The 18,342-nt window shown below is 30.6% G+C and carries 15 protein-coding genes and 1 pseudogene; all 16 read left to right on the plus strand.

Translation table 11 applies throughout. The annotated features are described in order from the left end of the window. Positions 1–52: 52 nt before the first annotated feature. The 16 genes and pseudogenes from BLS02_RS03230 (at position 53) to BLS02_RS03300 (ending at position 18,324) form a co-directional block, all read left to right on the plus strand. The gene (locus BLS02_RS03230; protein ID WP_092491520.1) at positions 53–787 is read left to right on the plus strand and encodes a WecB/TagA/CpsF family glycosyltransferase; all 735 of its coding nucleotides are present in this window, start codon (positions 53–55) and stop codon (positions 785–787) included. Positions 788–1,307: 520 nt separating this feature from the next. Further along, the gene (locus BLS02_RS03235; RefSeq protein WP_092491521.1) at positions 1,308–2,066 is read left to right on the plus strand and encodes a YveK family protein; all 759 of its coding nucleotides are present in this window, start codon (positions 1,308–1,310) and stop codon (positions 2,064–2,066) included. Next, positions 2,047–2,739: a CpsD/CapB family tyrosine-protein kinase gene (locus BLS02_RS03240; protein ID WP_092491522.1), complete on the plus strand. Its 693-nt coding sequence runs from the start codon at positions 2,047–2,049 to the stop codon at positions 2,737–2,739. Before BLS02_RS03235 ends, BLS02_RS03240 begins: the two co-directional genes overlap by 20 nt. Positions 2,740–2,760: 21 nt before the next feature. Next, positions 2,761–3,528 carry a tyrosine-protein phosphatase gene (locus BLS02_RS03245; protein WP_092491523.1) on the plus strand — a complete coding sequence of 256 codons (768 nt, stop codon included), beginning with the start codon at positions 2,761–2,763 and terminating at the stop codon, positions 3,526–3,528. A gap of 312 nt (positions 3,529–3,840) precedes the next feature. After that, complete coding sequence (locus tag BLS02_RS03250) at positions 3,841–5,670, plus strand: polysaccharide biosynthesis protein (RefSeq protein WP_092491524.1); 1,830 nt, start codon at positions 3,841–3,843, stop codon at positions 5,668–5,670. A 520-nt stretch (positions 5,671–6,190) separates the two neighbouring features. Then, positions 6,191–6,853, plus strand: coding sequence for an O-antigen ligase family protein (locus tag BLS02_RS19380; protein WP_368073005.1), 663 nt, complete (start codon positions 6,191–6,193; stop codon positions 6,851–6,853). 51 nt (positions 6,854–6,904) lie between these two features. Further along, the gene (locus BLS02_RS03260; RefSeq protein ID WP_092491526.1) at positions 6,905–7,858 is read left to right on the plus strand and encodes a Wzz/FepE/Etk N-terminal domain-containing protein; all 954 of its coding nucleotides are present in this window, start codon (positions 6,905–6,907) and stop codon (positions 7,856–7,858) included. A gap of 102 nt (positions 7,859–7,960) precedes the next feature. Then, positions 7,961–8,053 (plus strand): annotated as a pseudogene (locus tag BLS02_RS19135) (UTP--glucose-1-phosphate uridylyltransferase); the annotation flags it as partial. A 412-nt stretch (positions 8,054–8,465) separates the two neighbouring features. Then, complete coding sequence (locus BLS02_RS03265) at positions 8,466–9,578, plus strand: glycosyltransferase (protein WP_092491527.1); 1,113 nt, start codon at positions 8,466–8,468, stop codon at positions 9,576–9,578. Beyond that, entirely contained in the window at positions 9,571–10,764 is a 1,194-nt protein-coding gene (locus BLS02_RS03270; protein WP_092491528.1) for a polysaccharide pyruvyl transferase family protein, read from the plus strand. Before BLS02_RS03265 ends, BLS02_RS03270 begins: the two co-directional genes overlap by 8 nt. Positions 10,765–10,880: 116 nt before the next feature. Beyond that, positions 10,881–11,744, plus strand: a complete 864-nt coding sequence (locus BLS02_RS03275; protein WP_092491529.1) for a sulfotransferase domain-containing protein — start codon at positions 10,881–10,883, stop codon at positions 11,742–11,744. Between the two features lie 68 nt (positions 11,745–11,812). Beyond that, positions 11,813–13,018, plus strand: coding sequence for a DUF6337 family protein (locus BLS02_RS03280; protein ID WP_092491530.1), 1,206 nt, complete (start codon positions 11,813–11,815; stop codon positions 13,016–13,018). A 19-nt stretch (positions 13,019–13,037) separates the two neighbouring features. Continuing rightward, positions 13,038–13,991: a glycosyltransferase gene (locus tag BLS02_RS03285; protein WP_092491531.1), complete on the plus strand. Its 954-nt coding sequence runs from the start codon at positions 13,038–13,040 to the stop codon at positions 13,989–13,991. Positions 13,992–14,206: 215 nt separating this feature from the next. Beyond that, entirely contained in the window at positions 14,207–15,697 is a 1,491-nt protein-coding gene (locus tag BLS02_RS03290) for a lipopolysaccharide biosynthesis protein (RefSeq protein WP_175559427.1), read from the plus strand. Between the two features lie 472 nt (positions 15,698–16,169). Then, a complete protein-coding gene (locus BLS02_RS03295; protein WP_139180758.1) occupies positions 16,170–16,943 on the plus strand; it encodes a sulfotransferase family protein in 774 nt (257 codons plus the stop codon). 100 nt (positions 16,944–17,043) lie between these two features. After that, complete coding sequence (locus BLS02_RS03300) at positions 17,044–18,324, plus strand: nucleotide sugar dehydrogenase (RefSeq protein ID WP_092491534.1); 1,281 nt, start codon at positions 17,044–17,046, stop codon at positions 18,322–18,324. Positions 18,325–18,342 lie beyond the last annotated feature (18 nt).

The following is an 18,342-nucleotide window of genomic DNA, read 5'->3' on the forward strand; positions in this document are numbered from 1 at the left end:
AAATTTAAATCCATATATATTAGACGAATGAGAGCAGGAAAGGTTGCAAAATATGACTAATCAGTTGAAAACAATAAAAATTATGAACGTTAATTTTATAAATGCAACAAAAGATATTTTCTTGAAAAATCATATCTATCCAAGCTTAATGAATGAACATAAACAATTTATCGTTACAGCCAATCCAGAGATTGTTATGAAGGCACGTGAAAATGAACAGTATGAACAAGCAATTCATTCAGCAGATTATGTTGTCCCAGATGGTGCGGGTATTTTAATGGCAGCTAAATATATGAAACTACCACTTCAGGAACGAATAGCTGGCTACGACTTAATGCTAGATTTGCTCGAATTCGTCAATGATAAAGGATTAAGTTGTTTCTTCTTAGGAGCAAAAGAAGAGGTTAACGAAAAAGCTGTATTGGAAGTGGAAAAACGATTTCCCAATATAAATATTGCTGGTCGTCACCACGGTTTCTTTAAATTAGATGATCAAGAACTTGTAGAGAAAGTTCAAAACGCTAATGCTGATATCGTTTTTGTAGCTTTAGGTCTTCCGAGACAGGAACTATGGATTGCCAGGCATAGTGAACAATTCCAAAAGGGAATATTTATGGGAGTGGGAGGCAGTCTTGATGTTCTTGCTGGTGAGGTGAACCGCGCACCTGAAATATGGATCAAACTTAATCTTGAATGGCTTTATCGTTTGTTGAAACAACCATTTCGACTAAAGCGTATTTTGAAAGTGTTTGAATTTATGGTTCGTATAGTATTCAGAAAAAGCTAGTGGCGCACACTAGCTTTTTAGTATACCTCTTTTTGCTTATCATTCTCAGCAAAACCATCTACATTTGATTTTAAATTCAGACTATCACGTAATTCGATTTGCACACTGTTAATACTTTTATCATCCACTGCATAATACCACAGACCATCATCCGTAATTTCTCCATGACCTTCTAGACTGACTGATTCAACGTCACATGTAATAACAACGCCACAATATAAAAGCCATTTTCTCTTAAAATTAGGCCAAAATCCTTATATAAAGTGCATATATCCTATTTTACATTTTCTTCATGAAAATGTGTAGTAAAATTTTAACATTTTTAGAATTATATCTTAATTACGTGTCACGTTTTTGTCTAGTTTGCCAAGGTAAAGTAGTAGCCTGTTTGTTAGAGGAAATATATTCCACACCCAAAAAGAACTTCATTATTTCGAAATGCTCTTAAAGTAAATGATTATTTATCCCTAAAGCAGGGTACTTAAAACTAATAAGCAAATTATATATCTGGGGGAACACCATGGAAGAAACTATATCTCTTAAAGAAATATTCGATGTAATCAAAAAGAAGTTTCTATTAATTCTATCTTTCACTATTGGGGCAGCTATTATAAGTACAATAATAAGTTATGTTTTTCTCACACCAACATACGAATCAAGTTCCCAGTTCATCGTAAATCAAAGCGAACAGGATAAAAGCACTAATTATAATGTTAACGATATTCGTTCAAATGTTGAACTTATTAATACATATAATATCATTATTAAAAGCCCTGCTATTCTTGAGGAGGTTGTTAAAGAATTAAACCTATCCTACTCAGTTACACAACTACAAAATAAAATAAATGTTTTAAATGAGGAAAATTCACAAGTAGTTACAGTTACTGTAACAGATACAAATTCAAATCTAGCAACACAGATAGCAAATACTACTGTTCAGATTTTCCAGACCAAAATTCCTGATCTGATGAACGCAGACAATGTTCACATCTTATCGGAAGCAGAAATGAAGGAGAATCCTTCCCCTGTTAGTCCAAGGCCTATGCTCAATATCGCTATCGCAGTAGTATTAGGAGGAATGATAGGTGTTGGATCGGCTTTTCTACTAGAGTATTTAGATAACACTATAATGTCAGAAGAAGATGTTGAAAAAACATTAAATCTGCCAGTACTTGGAGTAATTACACATATAAATGATGGGGATGTACAAAAGGAACGTTTTAAACCAACACTAAACCGTTCAGATAGGAGGCGACTGTATGGCTCGAAAAAGGGGTAGTAATAATAAAATAAGGAACCTAATTACAAACCAAAATCCCAGATCACCAGTTTCTGAGCAGTATAGAACTATTCGCACGAACCTTCAATTCACATCGGTTGATGAGGAATTAAAGTCCATAATGGTAACGTCATCCGGTCCAGGTGAGGGGAAATCGGTAACAGTGGCAAATTTAGCTGTTGTTTATTCACAGCAAGGAAAGAAGGTATTGCTGATTGATGCAGATTTACGGAAGCCCACGGTTCATTATACATTTCGACTAGATAATCTAAGGGGATTAAGCAATATGTTAGTCGGTGATATATCGCTGGAGGAGGCAATATCAACAAGTGAAATCAATAACCTAGATATTATTTCATGTGGCCCGATTCCACCTAACCCATCCGAATTACTAGCATCAAAAAAAATGAAGCAAATGCTCAACGAGGCATCCCAACTATATGACGTTATATTATTTGATACCCCTCCAGTATTAGCAGTTACGGATGCGCAGATTATAACAAATATTTGTCAGGGGGCAATTCTTGTGGTACGTAGTAAACATACGGAAAATGAGGCAGCAAGAAAAGCAGTAGAATTACTAAGTCCTGGCAAAGCAAAATTACTAGGTACTATTTTGAATGATCGTGAACAAAAGGAATCACAGAACTACTATTATTATGGTATAAACTAATAACAGAGAGGTGTGATATAAATGATTGACATACATTGTCACATATTGCCTAACGTTGATGACGGACCTTCAACATTACCACAAAGTATTGAAATGGCTAAACAGGCAGTTGATCAGGGTATACACACCATTATTGCCACACCACATCACAAAAATGGCAGATATACGAATAATAAAGAAAGTATATTGCGCAATATTGAGCATTTAAATAACAAACTAATGGAAGTTGATATCCCTTTAACAATCTTACCAGGGCAGGAGCCACGAATATACGGAGATCTATTAAATGATCTTACTAGTGAAGATATTCTTCCATTAAACAGAAATACAAAATATGTATTTGTCGAATTACCTACTTCAGAGGTACCTCGATATACGAGGCAATTACTATTCGATATCCAAATGGCAGAATATATCCCAATCATTGTACATCCGGAACGAAACAAAAGAATTATTGAACATCCCTCTATTTTATATGACTTTGTTCGTACTGGAGCGTTAACACAAATTACTGCAGCCAGTTTTGTCGGCAAACTCGGAAAAAATATACAAAAACTATCTCATAAATTGATTGATGCTAACCTGACCCACTTTATAGCATCTGATGCACATAACACGACAACAAGGGATTTTCATTTATATGAAGCATATCAAACACTACGTAATGAGTATGGGTCTGAAACATTCTATCAGTTTATGGAAAACAGCCAACTTTTAATTGAAGGGAAAACTGTTATTAGAGGTCAGCCAATATATATTAAAAAGAAAAAAATTCTAGGTTTGTTTTAGTAGAGCTATACATCTTTTTGTATAGCTCTTTTATTATTATATAATTGTAATTTGTTCTTGCCTATCTTTATACATGGGAGTATACTAAAACACAGATTTCGACTCAAAAATAGGTCTTTTGTATTACATACATAGATGGGTTTAGTGTACGAGGATTTTGGCAACGGATATGAATTAAACAGGGTCTGTTTTTTTGTATGCCTAAAAGTGTTATAATATGTAAGACTAATTTCGACAAAAACTATAACCAATTAAATATAATTATAATTTAAACTCTAAATACATCAAGAAGTACCGAAAGGAGAGGCTAGTTTGACATATCGTATAAGGATGTCGTTGTTAATATTGCTAGATTCGTTGATTGTTAGTTTAGCAATATTTGTCGCATCATGGATTGTTTATCCGGATATATCAGTATTTGCAATGCCCGCTTTACTAATTAGTTCAATTGCACTCTTATTTTTCCATCACCTTTGGGCTTTTATTTACAAATTATATAATAAGGTTTGGGCATATGCTAGTGTTGGAGAATTGATTGCTATTGTTCAAGCAATTACATTATCTATTGTATCTGCTGGAGTCGTTCAATACATTGTAAATGATTTTGCCATTTACAGGAGAGCGCTAGTAGTAACTTGGATGCTACACGTTATATTAATTGGTGGCTCCCGATTTTTATGGAGAATTGTTCGTGACAGATACATTACTGAAGGAACAAATAAAAAGCGCACACTCATAGTTGGGGCTGGATCAGCAGGAGCTATGATTGTTCGTCAATTAAAGAACAACAATAACACATCTGAGTTGCAACCTGTTGCATTTGTTGATGATGATTTTTCAAAACAGAAAATGCAGCTTTATAATTTACCAGTTATGGGACGAGTTAAAGATATTTCAAAAATAGTTGAAAAAAAGAGCATTGAACATATTGTAATAGCCATTCCATCTTTACGTAATGGGGCTTTAAATAAAGTTATTGTCGAATGCAATAAAACAAATGCTAAAACTCAAATGATCCCCAAAATTGAGGATATAATGACTGGGAAGGTTTCAGTCAGTCAGTTGAAAAATGTTGAGGTTGAGGACCTCCTAGGCCGGGAACCGGTTGAATTAGATATTGATGCGATATCTGAAAATGTAACGAATGCAACCATTCTTGTAACAGGTGCTGGCGGATCGATTGGCTCGGAAATCTGTAGGCAGCTTATGAGGTTCACACCTAGTAAAATAGTACTTGTGGGACATGGTGAATTTAGTATTTATACCATTGAAATGGAGCTTCGTGAGAAGTTTGGCAATATGGGAATAGAAATTGTACCTATTATCGGTGATGTACAAGATCGGAACCGCATATTTGAAATAGTGGAAGAACATAAACCGACAACGATATACCATGCAGCAGCACACAAACATGTGCCACTAATGGAGTATAACCCTTATGAAGCAGTGAAAAACAATGTTCTTGGCACGAAAAATGTCGCAGAATCAGCTGATGCATTTTGCGTGGAAACGTTTGTTCTTATTTCTTCTGATAAAGCGGTCAATCCCACTAATGTGATGGGAGCTACAAAACGAATCGCCGAGATGGTAATCCAGGATTTGAGTTTCCAGAGCAAAACCAAATTTGTCGCGGTTAGGTTTGGGAATGTATTAGGAAGTAGTGGTAGTGTTATCCCATTATTTAAAAAGCAGATTGAAAAAGGTGGTCCTGTTACAGTCACTCACCCAGAAATGACACGATATTTCATGACAATCCCAGAGGCATCACGCTTAGTTATCCAAGCAGGAACACTAGCGCGCGGAGGAGAAATATTTGTTCTGGATATGGGTGAACCGGTAAAAATTGTTGATTTAGCCAAAAATCTTATCAAATTATCCGGGTTCACGGAAGAGGAAATCACGATAAACTATACAGGGAAACGACCAGGTGAGAAAATGTTTGAAGAACTTTTAAGTACAGATGAAGTTTATCCTAAACAAGTGTTTGATAAGATTTATATTGGAAAGACCAATAGGGTTAATACAGATGTCGTTCAATCAATTACTAGTGAGTTTCAATACCTATCCATTAATGGGTTGAAAGAAGAATTGTTACTAATAGCAAATCAACAAAACAACATTAAAGAAATAGTAATTAATTAATTAATGAGTTGGGGAAAATATGGGATATGAAATCAATGAAAGTTCTGTGAAATATACTATAAATCTTCTTTTAATTATATGCATTTCTGTGATGGCATTACAGTTCACACATTATAATTTCATGCATACAAATTCTTTAATAGGTCCATTTATTATTTTGGTCTTCCTAAGCATGTATTTTTTCTTTTTTGTTAAGCAATTACATATTTCCAAATACACCGTCTTATTAGTGAGTATGACGACTTTGTTCTTTTTTTACTATATTGTTAACGTAAATGGAAACTTCGAAATAGATGTACAATACTTACTATATTTAACAGTTATTTATTTCATGTTTATATTTATCAGTATATTTAAGGAAACATTTATAATATATCCAATGTGGACAATTTTTGTATTTTTGTATAGTAATATAGTGTTTTTACCTATGTTAATCGAGGATATACGCTTTATTAATTCTAATGGTCTAATTGCTTTTTTACTATTGTTTTTTTGTATGATGAGTTTAAATGTATCTAATATGATATTTAGAGTAATAAATATTTATTCAATCATATTACTATTTATTGTTATTTATGATACTAATTCTAGGACTACAATTTTGGCCCTATTGTTTGTGCTATTTATATACTCTTTTTGGAATAAAATTTGTAATTATATAAAACCAGTAATCATTTCAATTGTTGCATTAAGTATATTAATTACGTTTTTTTATATAAAAATTAAAGGAACTGAAATTGGGACATATTTAAATGAGGTTAGTTTAAAGTATACTGACAAATCCCTTTTCAGTGGAAGACAGAGACTATGGGAGGGAGCCATTAACAACGTAGTAGATTCCGATAAGGTCTTATTGGGACTTGGGAATAATGTCCAGTTTGAATTATTAAATGGTTATTTACACAGTTTATATGTGCAGCTTTTCTATCAAGGAGGTTTAGTTGGATTACTGTTATTCATGTGTGTGTTGTGGATCATTATGTCGCTAATTAAGGAAACGAAAAATGTATCTACTGATCATAGACTTAAAACATTAGTATCATTCTTTATAGGTATATTAATTCTTCAGGTTTTTGAGGGGCAGTTAATATATAGTTTTTCAGTGATTTCCGTTTTAAGTTGGTTGATACTAGCTTTGTTAGTTAATAAAGCACTATTCTATATAAAAGATCAAAATGTTTGAAAAATAAGATGCTCATTAATTTTATTAACGTGCAATTCAGGGGTGAATTAGTTGGAAGAAGAAATCAGCTTGAGAGAGATAATAGAGAAATTATGGAGAGGCAAATGGATTATTGTTGGTATAACAATTGTGGCGTTATTAATAAGTTTTGTTTATAGTTTTTTTATTGCCAATCCAGTATACAAAGGGAATGCGAAAGTAACAGTACATAATGTTGCTTCAGTACCTGAAACAGTTCAACCGTATATAAATGAAATGACTAAGCCAGAAGTTTTTGAACAGACGATGAAATCAACTATCGTTTTAGAAAAACTTATTAAACAAGAAAATTTGGATTCAACAATTGGCCAGCTGCAAGACAAAATTAATGTTGAACTTCCTAATGTGCAGGGTGAAGAAACAAATTCATTTATCTCAATTTCAATGGAAGGTACAAATAGAGAAGATATTAAAGCAATTATAGATGGTGCGATTTCCCTAACGAGAGATGAACTAGGTAAGAATATTCAGACGAGACTAACTTTACTAGAGGAAGAATATCAGTCTAAGATGAAAGAGGAAGATAAGCAAATCACGAAAGCTGTAGAAGAATATAATAATCTTGGTGCGGGTGAAGACTTGCCTACATTAATCTTATTCCAGCAAAATGCTTCTGGTAGTGAATATGTGTTGGAAGCAAATGAATATCTTTTAAATGAACTTAATAACTTAGATAAATCTGAACAAGTTAAATATGAAAAGATTAATAGAAAGATAAATGACTTAACTTCTTTATATAATTTTTATAGCAACAAATATGATGAAGTAAGAAGCATAAGTACAATGAATATAGTTGATATAAGCACAAATGTGTTGTCGGATTCATTTGTTCCTCAAAGTCCAATTTCGCCAAGTAAAGTATTAAATTTGGCTATTTCTATAGTACTAGGTTTGATAGTTGGTGTTTTCGTGACTCTTGTTAGGGGATATTTTAGTAGTGACCCTAGTATAGATAATAACAACTAATACTTTAATGGAAGGGGTTGTTAAATTGAAAACAGTAAAAAATCTAGTACCGAGCAACTGGACTGAGTACTAGATTCTAACCAGCAACAAAGTAAAGATTAGCTTAAAGATATTATCATTGTTAATGGCAAGGAAAAGCGTGCGATTGAAGGTCATTTCGATCACAACTTTAAAGATAACCTTTTAAAAAAGGAATAATTTGAACTAGGTGATGAGCCATTTGCGGTTTTTATGGTTTCTTGGTTAAACTATACAGCTTCTCAACATAGTTTGAAGAACATTATCTGTAATAACCGGAAGTATTAAATCAACAAATTATAATCAAGACTAGGAAATTAAGAATATATACATTAGTAGTATACGTGTCAACTGGTCTAAAATGTCTTTTTAAATAATATATAATCGAATGTATTTTGATACAGTGGATTCTTAATAACAATTATAGGGCAGGTTTAGCTTATCTATAAAAATACCTTTAATATTTAGTCAGTTTGGTAAATTCTAAATTTACCAGGGCTATTTATTACTTTGTTAATAATGATTAATTTTATTATTGAAATTGGTCTTATAAATATATAATAAATTATAAAAAGGTGGATGATTTTAAGTGAAAGTTGCTTTTCTTGCCCCAGCAAACTCCATACATGTTATACGATGGGCTAATGCTATAGCTGAAAAATGTGATTTAACTTTGATTACAATGCATGATCCGATCGAAGTTGTCGATTCCAGTATTACTGTAATCAAACTTAAGTATCCATCTCCGTGGGGATATCTTTTAAACAAGAAGGATTTTGAAAAAAAACTTAAACTTGTTAAACCGGATATTATACACATTCATCAGGCAAGTGGACATGCCACTTTAGCGGTAATAAGTAATTTAAATAAAATTCCAACCTTATTATCAGTCTATGGATCTGATGTGTTTGAGTTTCCGGAAAAAACATGGTTACACAAGTTATTAATATATCATAATCTAAAAAACATAAATGTAATTGCATCGACAAGCCATTCTATGAAAGATCATATAAACAAACTATACCCACAGCTAAATAAAGCAATTGAAGTTACTCCATTTGGTGTTAATTTAAACAGTTTTAGACCGTGTAATGCACGTGAAAATAATTCTGGGTTAGTTGTGGGAATAGTAAAAAGACTTGAGACGACATATGGTATCGACTATCTGATAAAAGCTTTTCATAATACTATATTAAAACTCAATGAAGAACAAAAAGAAGATATATCAGGTGATATAAAATTAATTATAGTAGGTAAGGGAAGCGAGAGAAATAATTTAGAGTTACTTTCAAGAAAGTTGAACATTCAAGATAAAGTAGAATTTATAGGTAGAATAAATCACGATGAAGTGCCGAAATGGTTAAATAAGTTTGATATTTATTGTGCGCCCAGCATGATAGAAAGTTTTGGAGTTGCAGTTATAGAAGCAAGTGCTTGTGGAAAACCTGTAATTGTTTCTAATGTTGGAGGTTTGCCAGAAGTGGTAGACCACACAGTAACCGGGTTCGTTTTTGAAAATAAGAATATAGATGAACTTTCTGATTATTTATACAAGCTAATTTTAGATGAATCCCTCCGTAATAAAATGGGGGAAAATGGAATAGCTAAAGTTGAAAGGTTATATAATTGGGAGGAAAATGTAAAGGATATGTATTCTATATATAAAAAAATAATAAGTTATTCGGGGGAGAATTATGAATGAAAAGATAGCTACTTTAGTTTACACCTATGGTCTTAAGAATGGCGGGGATATGGCTATAAATCTTGGAGCAATACAAGTTCTTCAAGATGCGGGGTATACCGTTCATGCAATTTCTTTATTTGATAAATCTCATATAGAATTTAAGATTAGTAATAAGTATTTAAATACTTATAATGATATCAAACTATTTTCTTCACCTTTCACTTTAAATCGTGAGGGAAATAGAAAGCAAAAAATTAAAACTACTGTACATGGTATATTAACTACCTTGGGGTTAACTAGAGCAAGTAAAGGCCTGATTCAACAAATAAGCCAGTCAGATATAGTTGTTTTCAATGGTGGTAATTTATTAAGAGCAAAAGGGTTGTCTGATTATGCAAGGCTACGTGCATTAATGTACCCATTAAAAATAGCTTTGAAATATAAAACCCCCTATATAATTTTCCCGCAATCAGCATCTAAGATAGATATTATTGGAAAGCTTATGATTAGTAAATATCTGAAACGTTCAGACAATGTTTTTACTAGAGAAGAAATTAGTTATAATTATTTAAAAGATAGATTTAATTTAAAAAATATAAAGCCTTCTATAGACTTAGCTTTCTTTATCCAATCAAATAAAAAGAATGGAATTAAAAAATCAGGAATTGATAGAATAGCAATAACCGTACGCGCTCAGTCAGTTGGGGACCTTACAGAGTTCGATGGAAATAAGTATAATAGTATTAAAGAACATATAAAGCATACCGTAAAAAATTTAGCAAAGGATAAAAATGAGATTTACATTGTAGCTCAAACAAAAAAGGATATTCAAATTTCGAGAGATATTTACTCTGAACTTAATAAAGATGAAAGGATATTCTATATAGAAGAACAAGACCCTATGAATTTAATTAGGTTCTATTCTGAATGTAATCTAGTTATAGGTATGAGGTTGCATTCATTAATCTTATCATTGTTAAGTGGTACTCCTGTAGTTGGATATTTTGATAAAAGTTGGGGATTCAAGAACCCTGGTGTTATGGATATGTTTCAAATGCCTTATTACTATTTAGAAGAGAATAGTAACTTAGATCAAATTTCATTAACAGCTGAGGATTTGTTAAAGAATGAAAATATGCATAAACAGAAAATTAATGAATTAATAACTTTAAATAAAGATCAATTGATAACTTTTATAAAATAATTTTAAGATTGATGAAGGTTTGCTAATATAATTATCTGAAAAGGTTATATGAGTAGCAATTATTCCTTAGGTTAAATCTTGTCTTTATAATTTGGTAATAAGAAAGGAACAAGCAGATGATTGACTTTTTAATAGTAGGAGCGGAAAAATCAGGTACTACTTGGCTTTATGACAACTTGAAACAAATAGATAATATCTATCTCCCCGATACCAAAGAGGTTAACTATTTTAATAAATATAATTCTTTTTTAGAATTAAATCCTGGTTATCAGAAAAATTTAAGTTGGTATATGCAATTTTTTAAAAACAGAAAAGATCATCAATTAGCTGGTGAAGCATCACCTATGTACCTTTGCGATAGTCAAGCTTATAAAGAAATTTATAAAGTTAATCCAGAAGTTAAACTAATAGTTATGTTAAGGAATCCAATTTATAGAGCATATTCTCATTATTGGTATATAAGAAGGAAAGGCTATATTGATGGTGAATTTTCTCAATATGTTAAAAATCAAGATAAGAAAATTATCGAAAGAGGTTTGTATGCAAGTCAGTTAAAAAACTATTATAAATTATTTCCAGATAACAATATTTTAGTATTGGATTTTGACATGATTTCAAGTAACCCTAAAGGGTTAATAGAAGAAGTATTGGAGTTTTTAAATATAAATAATGGAAAAGTGGATGAATCGAATCTTTATAAGAAATCAAATCAGTCTTTTACTGTTAAGAATAAATTCATATATGATAACACAAGGAGGTTAGCGAGCTTTTTTAGATTTAAAACAAAATTGGGCTTTTTAAATGATATTGCTAGAAATATAGGTTTGAGGAAGTTGTTAGTTGATAACATGAAACAAACACAAGATTATACTAATATAAAGAAGGTTGATTATAGATCTTTAATGGAATTTTATAGGGAGGATATTTTAGAGTTAAATAATTTAACAAATAAAAATTTTAATAAATGGTTAGACAGATAAAATTAGAGATTAATTTAAATAAACAAAACTCAAGAAATGAGTGTTAATAAGGAAAAATGGAATACTTAATGTTATTAGTCTATATTTTAATAATTTTTATACTATATTTGTTGCGTACTAATTTACTTAATACGACAATATTTATAGTTACACCTTTCATTTTTATAATCATTATAAATAATTTAATTGCAACCACTTTTGGCTTCTTTTCAATAAGTGATAAAGTAATTATGGTTATAATAGTTTTTTTAGTGGTATTTTTTACTGGAACACTTTTTTCTGACTATTTTTTAAGTAAAATAAGACTACCTGAAAGTAAGTTATCAGGTGTTTATAATATAAACATTAAAAATATCACAACATATGTTGTTACAGTATTTGTATTAAAATTAATTCAAATAGGTTATTTTTCTGTTACTTCGAGCAGTAAAGAGTTGGTGAAATCTGGATATAAAGATTTCGGTCTTGATGGAATTATTGGTCACTTGTTTCTTTCAACTTATCCCCTACTAGGCATTTTATTATATGTTGGTATAAAACAAAATAAAAAATATTTAATAGGGATTGTTTTAACTGGAATATTATTGGCGTTTTTTTCTTTTGTAAAGTATCATGTTATTTCTCTCGTATTTATATTATATCTGTATATCAGTATCAAAGATAAAAAGTATTGGTTAAAAGGAGCTAGAATTTCGTTACTAATAGTTCCTTTCCTTTTCATTTTAAATTATGCTATATTATTTCTAGCCCGCAACGCTCATCCTGATTTAAGTTTTTATATATATAATATATGGACATACATTGCAGGTAGTGTGATAAATATGAATATTCTAGTACATGAAGGAATAATTAATGACAACATAGGCAGTTGGTTTGCAGAGACGTTTTTAGCCTTGCCTAATTTTATTTTTAAAAATTTAATAGGTGAGAGTTATAAACTTGAGGAATTTAGTATTGGCTTACAAACTATTGGGTTCAATATGAATTCTGGGGAATTAACTTCACCTGTAGTTAGTACTGTAGGACAACTTTATTCATTCAATAATCTATTATTATTTATTCTTTTAGTTTTCATATGGGGAATGATATTAGAATTTCTATTTACTAAATCTTTACAAACTAAAGGAGAAACCTTAAAGCTATTTGTATCAGTATTTATAACTTTTAGTATGTTATCGTTCTTTTCTAATTATTATACATTGATGATACCTTGGGAAATTATGTTGTTTAGCATCTTTATACCTAAATTATTTTTATATAAGAAAAATCAATAATACGGATAGTGGTGATTTAATGAAAACATCTATAATAATGGCCACATATAATGGTGAAAGATTTATCATCCAGCAACTAAAGTCTATTTTAAGACAGACAAGACAAGTGGATGAGGTATTAATCAGAGATGACAAGTCAACTGATAATACTGTTGAATTAATTGAAAATTTTATTGCCCAAAACAAATTAGACAATTGGAAAATTCAAATTAATGATTTTAATAAAGGCTGGAGAGGAAACTTTATTGATTTGATGAATGAAGCTAATGGGGAATTAATATTTTTTTCCGATCAAGATGATATTTGGCACATTGATAAAGTAGAAACAATGTCAAATATTATGGAAACTAATTATAATATACACATGTTGTTTGGGGAGAGTATATCAATTGATGAGGAGGAAAGGTTAGTTTCAAAACAAACCAATTCTTTTAATAAGAAGATAAGTAAAATTGTTTCTAAGGTTAATTTTTCAGAAAAATTCATTCATAAAAATGCTTTGGGCTGCACTATGTGTATATCTAAAGAATTAGCTCAAAAGGTCTATACATTAAATTTTTACGACTTAGGACATGATGCACAATGCTTTAGGCTTTCTCTTATTTTAAATTCGGCTTATAAATTGAGTACTCCTGTTATATTGCGCAGAATACACAATGATAATGTGACTAACCCGGGACAATCGAATTCATTTTCTATTAGCTTAGATAAAGAAAACCGAATAAATAAAATATATAGGAATATCGAGTGGATAGAAACTGTACTTGAAAATTACCAAAATGATATTTTTATTTATAATGAGAGAATAACAACTATATATAGTACTATTACTTTTTTAAGAGATAGATTAAAATTATGTGAGAAAAGAAAAATATCCTCATTAATACATCTTTTAAAAAATCATAAGTATTATATGAACATAAAGATGTTATTTGGAGATATATATATCGCTTATTTTTACAAGTCAAATTAGTTGCAATACTCTTGAAGGAATGCAAGTTATTGTTAATTATCTCTAGCTTGAAAACACACTAAGAAAAGAGAAGATAGAATGGAACGACCAAACTATAAAAATTAAATTAATATAGAAAAAATGCCTTACTCAATTTAAAAAGATATAAAGCATTAATCATAGTGAATACAGAGAACAACATTAGGTATGAAAGTTATTAAGGAGTTAATATGAAGGTGAAATCATTATTAAATAGATTAGGAACTAATTCTAAAGGTACTATTATTGTGTTTAGTGGAAAAATATTTAACGCTCTTTTCATGTATACCACGCTTGCTATAATTGCAAGGGTACTTCCTGTAAGTCTTTTTGGTACATTTACATTTTTCACGTCACTGGTTGCTTTCTCTATTATAGTTGCAAAATTCGGTATAGAAACTGTGACATTAGCTTCTATACCTAAAATAAAAGATAAAGTGAAATATCAAAACACAATTAGTAAACTTTTTCTTCTATTATTAATAACCTCTTCGATAGTTGTAACCGTGCTTTTGATTAGTAGAAGTTATATTGATAAAATTTTAAATATTCCTATGTATAAAGAAGTTTTGTTAATTGTTGTTTGGACCATACCATTGATAGCTTTTATAACATTTTTCAGATCCTGGAATCAATCACTTCTTAAGTTTGGAAATGCAATAATACCTGAGAACTTTATAAGACCATTCGCTTTTTTTATTTTTGCGGTATTTATATACCTTGCAGGATTAGATAGTATTTATTATGTTATAATAGCGTATGTAATTAGTTATTTCATAGCTTTCTTCATAGCTTTTTGTGTAAGAAGAGAACTAATGTCAATTATAAGGTCTAATAAACTAAAATTAACTGTGAGTGATTTCAACAATTCTTTACAATTCACTCTAGTTCAACTATTAAATCAATCGGTTAAATTTAGCCCTGTACTGGTTTTAGGTTTCTACTTAACAGCTACTGAAGTGGGTATATTTAGAATCTCTCAGCAAACTACTATACTAGCGGCATTTCTTTTAACTTCTATTAATATGGTGTTCGCTCCAACAATTTCTTTACTATATAATGAAGATAGGATCCAAGAATTTAGTGATTTCTATATAATAACAACAAAATGGACGTTAATTATTGGTTCATACATTAGTATGATTATTCTATTGAATTCCGATTTTCTGATGGGGGTATTCGGTAAAAATTTTCAGGAATGGGGAGTCTTGTTACAAATACTTGCTATTGCTCAATTCATCAATGCTTCTACAGGTTCCAGCGGGCATATTTTATTAATGACTGGTAGACAGAAACTTATGATTAAATTATCTTTACTGCAAGCATTATTAACTGTTATAGCATCAATAATACTTGTTCAAATTTATGGTTTGATTGGTGCCATAATTGCAGTAGCATCAGGTGTTATATTATTAAATTGTTTACAGATATTATTTGTTTGGAGAATCTTTTCTTTTCACCCTTACAATAACTATTATTTTAGAGTCCTAATTTCAGCTTTTGTTGTTTATATAATAGGCTTTAGTGTTAAAGAGGTAATAAACATTTCTTTTCTACCCTACTTTGTTTTTTCAGTGGTATTAATAACTATATTATACTCAGTAATAATGCCTTTAATAGCATTGAATGGAGATGAAAAACACTTTTTAAAAAAAGTTTTTGGAATGAAAGAACCTTCAAAAAATTAGAGTTGAATTGACGTATAACTCGAGTTTTATATTAACTAGGGTTACACTTGTAGTGTAGCTTATATTGACTTTAGTATAACTTCTAAAAATGAAATTAAGTAAAAGTATTTCCACTGATCATTACCAAAGTGATGAACGATGAGAAGGTACCATCTATAGAATGTCCCTAAACTTATGTGATCTATTAATTTATATAATTACTGTAAAACTTTAGACTTTAATAAATTATGAGAATAATATTGATAGCATAATGAAAAAAAATTTAAAAGGTAATTGAAGCTATTATTAAGAAGAAAAGGTCATGGTAAAAGATGTACAGTTGTCCCTTCAAAATAGTATTTAACGATGCAAACATTCTTATAATATTGAGTAAGGGTAACAGAGACTATAAATTGGTATGCAGAAAGTAAGCAATAATGGATTTCTATTTAGAACAGCTAAAACTAAAATATATGCTAATGGTGTGATTAAATTGTCAAAACAAGTAATAGTATTAGGGATGCATAGATCAGGAACTTCTACGGTATCAATGATCTTACAAAAGTTAGGTGTACATATAGGTGACGATTTACTGGGGGCGTCCCCGGGTAATCCATATGGTCATGGTGAAGATATGGATTTTTTAAAGTTAAATAGAGAAATATTATCATATTCAGAAGGAACATGGGATTTCCCACCTACGAGAAATAGATTATTAAAGAATAAGCATAACTTTGATAAAAAAATCTCTCAATTAATTTCTGAAAAGAGAAAACATGAGATATGGGGCTGGAAAGAACCAAGGACCTGTTTATTAATGCCTTATTATCAATCATATCTTGAGAATCCAAAATATATTATTGTGGATAGAGATGAACAAGAGGTATCGGACTCTCTAAAGAAAAGGAATAAAATGCCTATAAAAAAAGGAAAACACCTTCATAATCGCTATACACAGGATATAAACGAATTCATAATGACATTATCTAGCAACGATTACTATTATATCAATTTCAAGGATTTACATAGTAATTCCGAGCAGATTATTTACGGTCTAATTAACTTTTTGGAGTTATCCCCTAATGAAAATGAAATAAATCAGGCAAAAAAAGTCGTTAAACCATTAGACGTAGTACGGTCTAAGAGAAGTATATCAAAAAGAAAAGAAATACTAGGCAAGCTTAATAAGCGTATTAAGAATCCTGTTGATTTTTTTATAATTGGGCACAAACATGTATTGAAAATAATAAAGTACTATATCAAATAGCTATAGTTTTTTATTATCAAAACTTAATTTTTAATAATTAGCATTATTGACGTAGGCTAAATTATTAGTAATTTTGTGAAAATTGAAGGGTGTGATTATTATGATTAGTAAATTATGCGTCATAGGACTTGGCTACATAGGTTTACCAACAGCAGTCGTATTCGCCCAAAATGGCTGGGAAGTAACAGGAGTGGATATAAATTCATTAGCAATTGATGAGTTGAATAAAGGGAGAGTCCATATTAAAGAAAATGGGTTAGAAGAAGCAGTAAAGGAAGTAGTGGTTGAAAAAAAATTCTGTGCAAGAATGTCGCCAGTTGAGGCTGATGTATTTGTAATTGCTGTACCTACCCCACATAATCATGATTTGACAGCTAACCTCCGGTATGTTGAAAATGCGATTAAATCAATACTACCAGTTCTTAAACTAGGTGATACCATTATATTAGAGTCTACTATTCCACCTAGAACAACAAGGGATGTAGTAGCACCTATTATAGATGAAGCTGGGTTTAAATCAGGTGATGATATCTACCTAGCACATTGTCCTGAAAGAGTACTTCCTGGAAAAATTTTGAAAGAATTATATGAGAATAATAGAACTGTAGGAGGAATTAATTCTAATTCTACAGAAAAAGCAGCTAAAGTATATCGGTCCTTTGTGCAAGGAAAAATTTTGGAAACAACTGCTGAAAGTGCTGAGATGTCTAAACTAATGGAAAACACATATCGTGATGTTAATATAGCATTAGCTAATGAGTTGACTAAGATTTCTGAAGGACTAAATATAGATGTATTGGAAGTTATTTCTTTGGCGAATGAACATCCAAGGGTAAATGTGCATCAGCCTGGTCCGGGTGTTGGAGGACATTGTTTAGCTGTTGACCCGTATTTTATTATCGAAAAAGATCCTGAAAATGCGAAACTAATTAGTAATGCTAGAACTATTAATAATTCAATGCCAGAATTTGTGATTGATCAAATGAAAAAAGTGGTTAAGACGTCATCGAAAATTGCGATATTTGGGTTAGCGTATAAAGGGAATATTGATGATGTACGAGAAAGTCCAGCAATGAAAATTGCAGAACAGCTTATGACTGAGAATTATAATGTTGAAGCGTATGACCCTTACGTAAAACAAGAACAAATAACATTCAAGTTATCATCGTATAAAAACGCCTTACAAAATGCTGACATATTATTGATTCTTACTGAACATGATGAGTTTAAGTGTCTTGATTGGCAAGAAATTGACCAGTTAATGACAACTCCAAATGTATTAGACACTAAAAACTGTGTTAAAAATGTTGCTGAACAAATTAATTATTATAATTTTGGTAATTTATATAACCTAAAAGAAATTGAATGGTTGGTCAAATAAATTAATTTAATATAAAAA

The sequence above is a fragment of the Virgibacillus salinus genome, from assembly GCF_900102415.1.
Lineage (GTDB): Bacteria > Bacillota > Bacilli > Bacillales > Amphibacillaceae > Lentibacillus > Lentibacillus subterraneus.

What these genes read in the sequence shown, in the direction of transcription:
- BLS02_RS03230 (WP_092491520.1), top strand. Translation starts at nt 53, where the DNA reads ATGACTAATCAGTTGAAAACAATAAAAATTATGAACGTTAATTTTATA.
- BLS02_RS03235 (WP_092491521.1), top strand. Translation starts at nt 1,308, where the DNA reads ATGGAAGAAACTATATCTCTTAAAGAAATATTCGATGTAATCAAAAAG.
- BLS02_RS03240 (WP_092491522.1), top strand. Translation starts at nt 2,047, where the DNA reads ATGGCTCGAAAAAGGGGTAGTAATAATAAAATAAGGAACCTAATTACA.
- BLS02_RS03245 (WP_092491523.1), top strand. Translation starts at nt 2,761, where the DNA reads ATGATTGACATACATTGTCACATATTGCCTAACGTTGATGACGGACCT.
- BLS02_RS19380 (WP_368073005.1), top strand. Translation starts at nt 6,191, where the DNA reads ATGATATTTAGAGTAATAAATATTTATTCAATCATATTACTATTTATT.
- BLS02_RS03270 (WP_092491528.1), top strand. Translation starts at nt 9,571, where the DNA reads ATGAATGAAAAGATAGCTACTTTAGTTTACACCTATGGTCTTAAGAAT.
- BLS02_RS03275 (WP_092491529.1), top strand. Translation starts at nt 10,881, where the DNA reads ATGATTGACTTTTTAATAGTAGGAGCGGAAAAATCAGGTACTACTTGG.
- BLS02_RS03280 (WP_092491530.1), top strand. Translation starts at nt 11,813, where the DNA reads ATGTTATTAGTCTATATTTTAATAATTTTTATACTATATTTGTTGCGT.
- BLS02_RS03285 (WP_092491531.1), top strand. Translation starts at nt 13,038, where the DNA reads ATGAAAACATCTATAATAATGGCCACATATAATGGTGAAAGATTTATC.
- BLS02_RS03300 (WP_092491534.1), top strand. Translation starts at nt 17,044, where the DNA reads ATGATTAGTAAATTATGCGTCATAGGACTTGGCTACATAGGTTTACCA.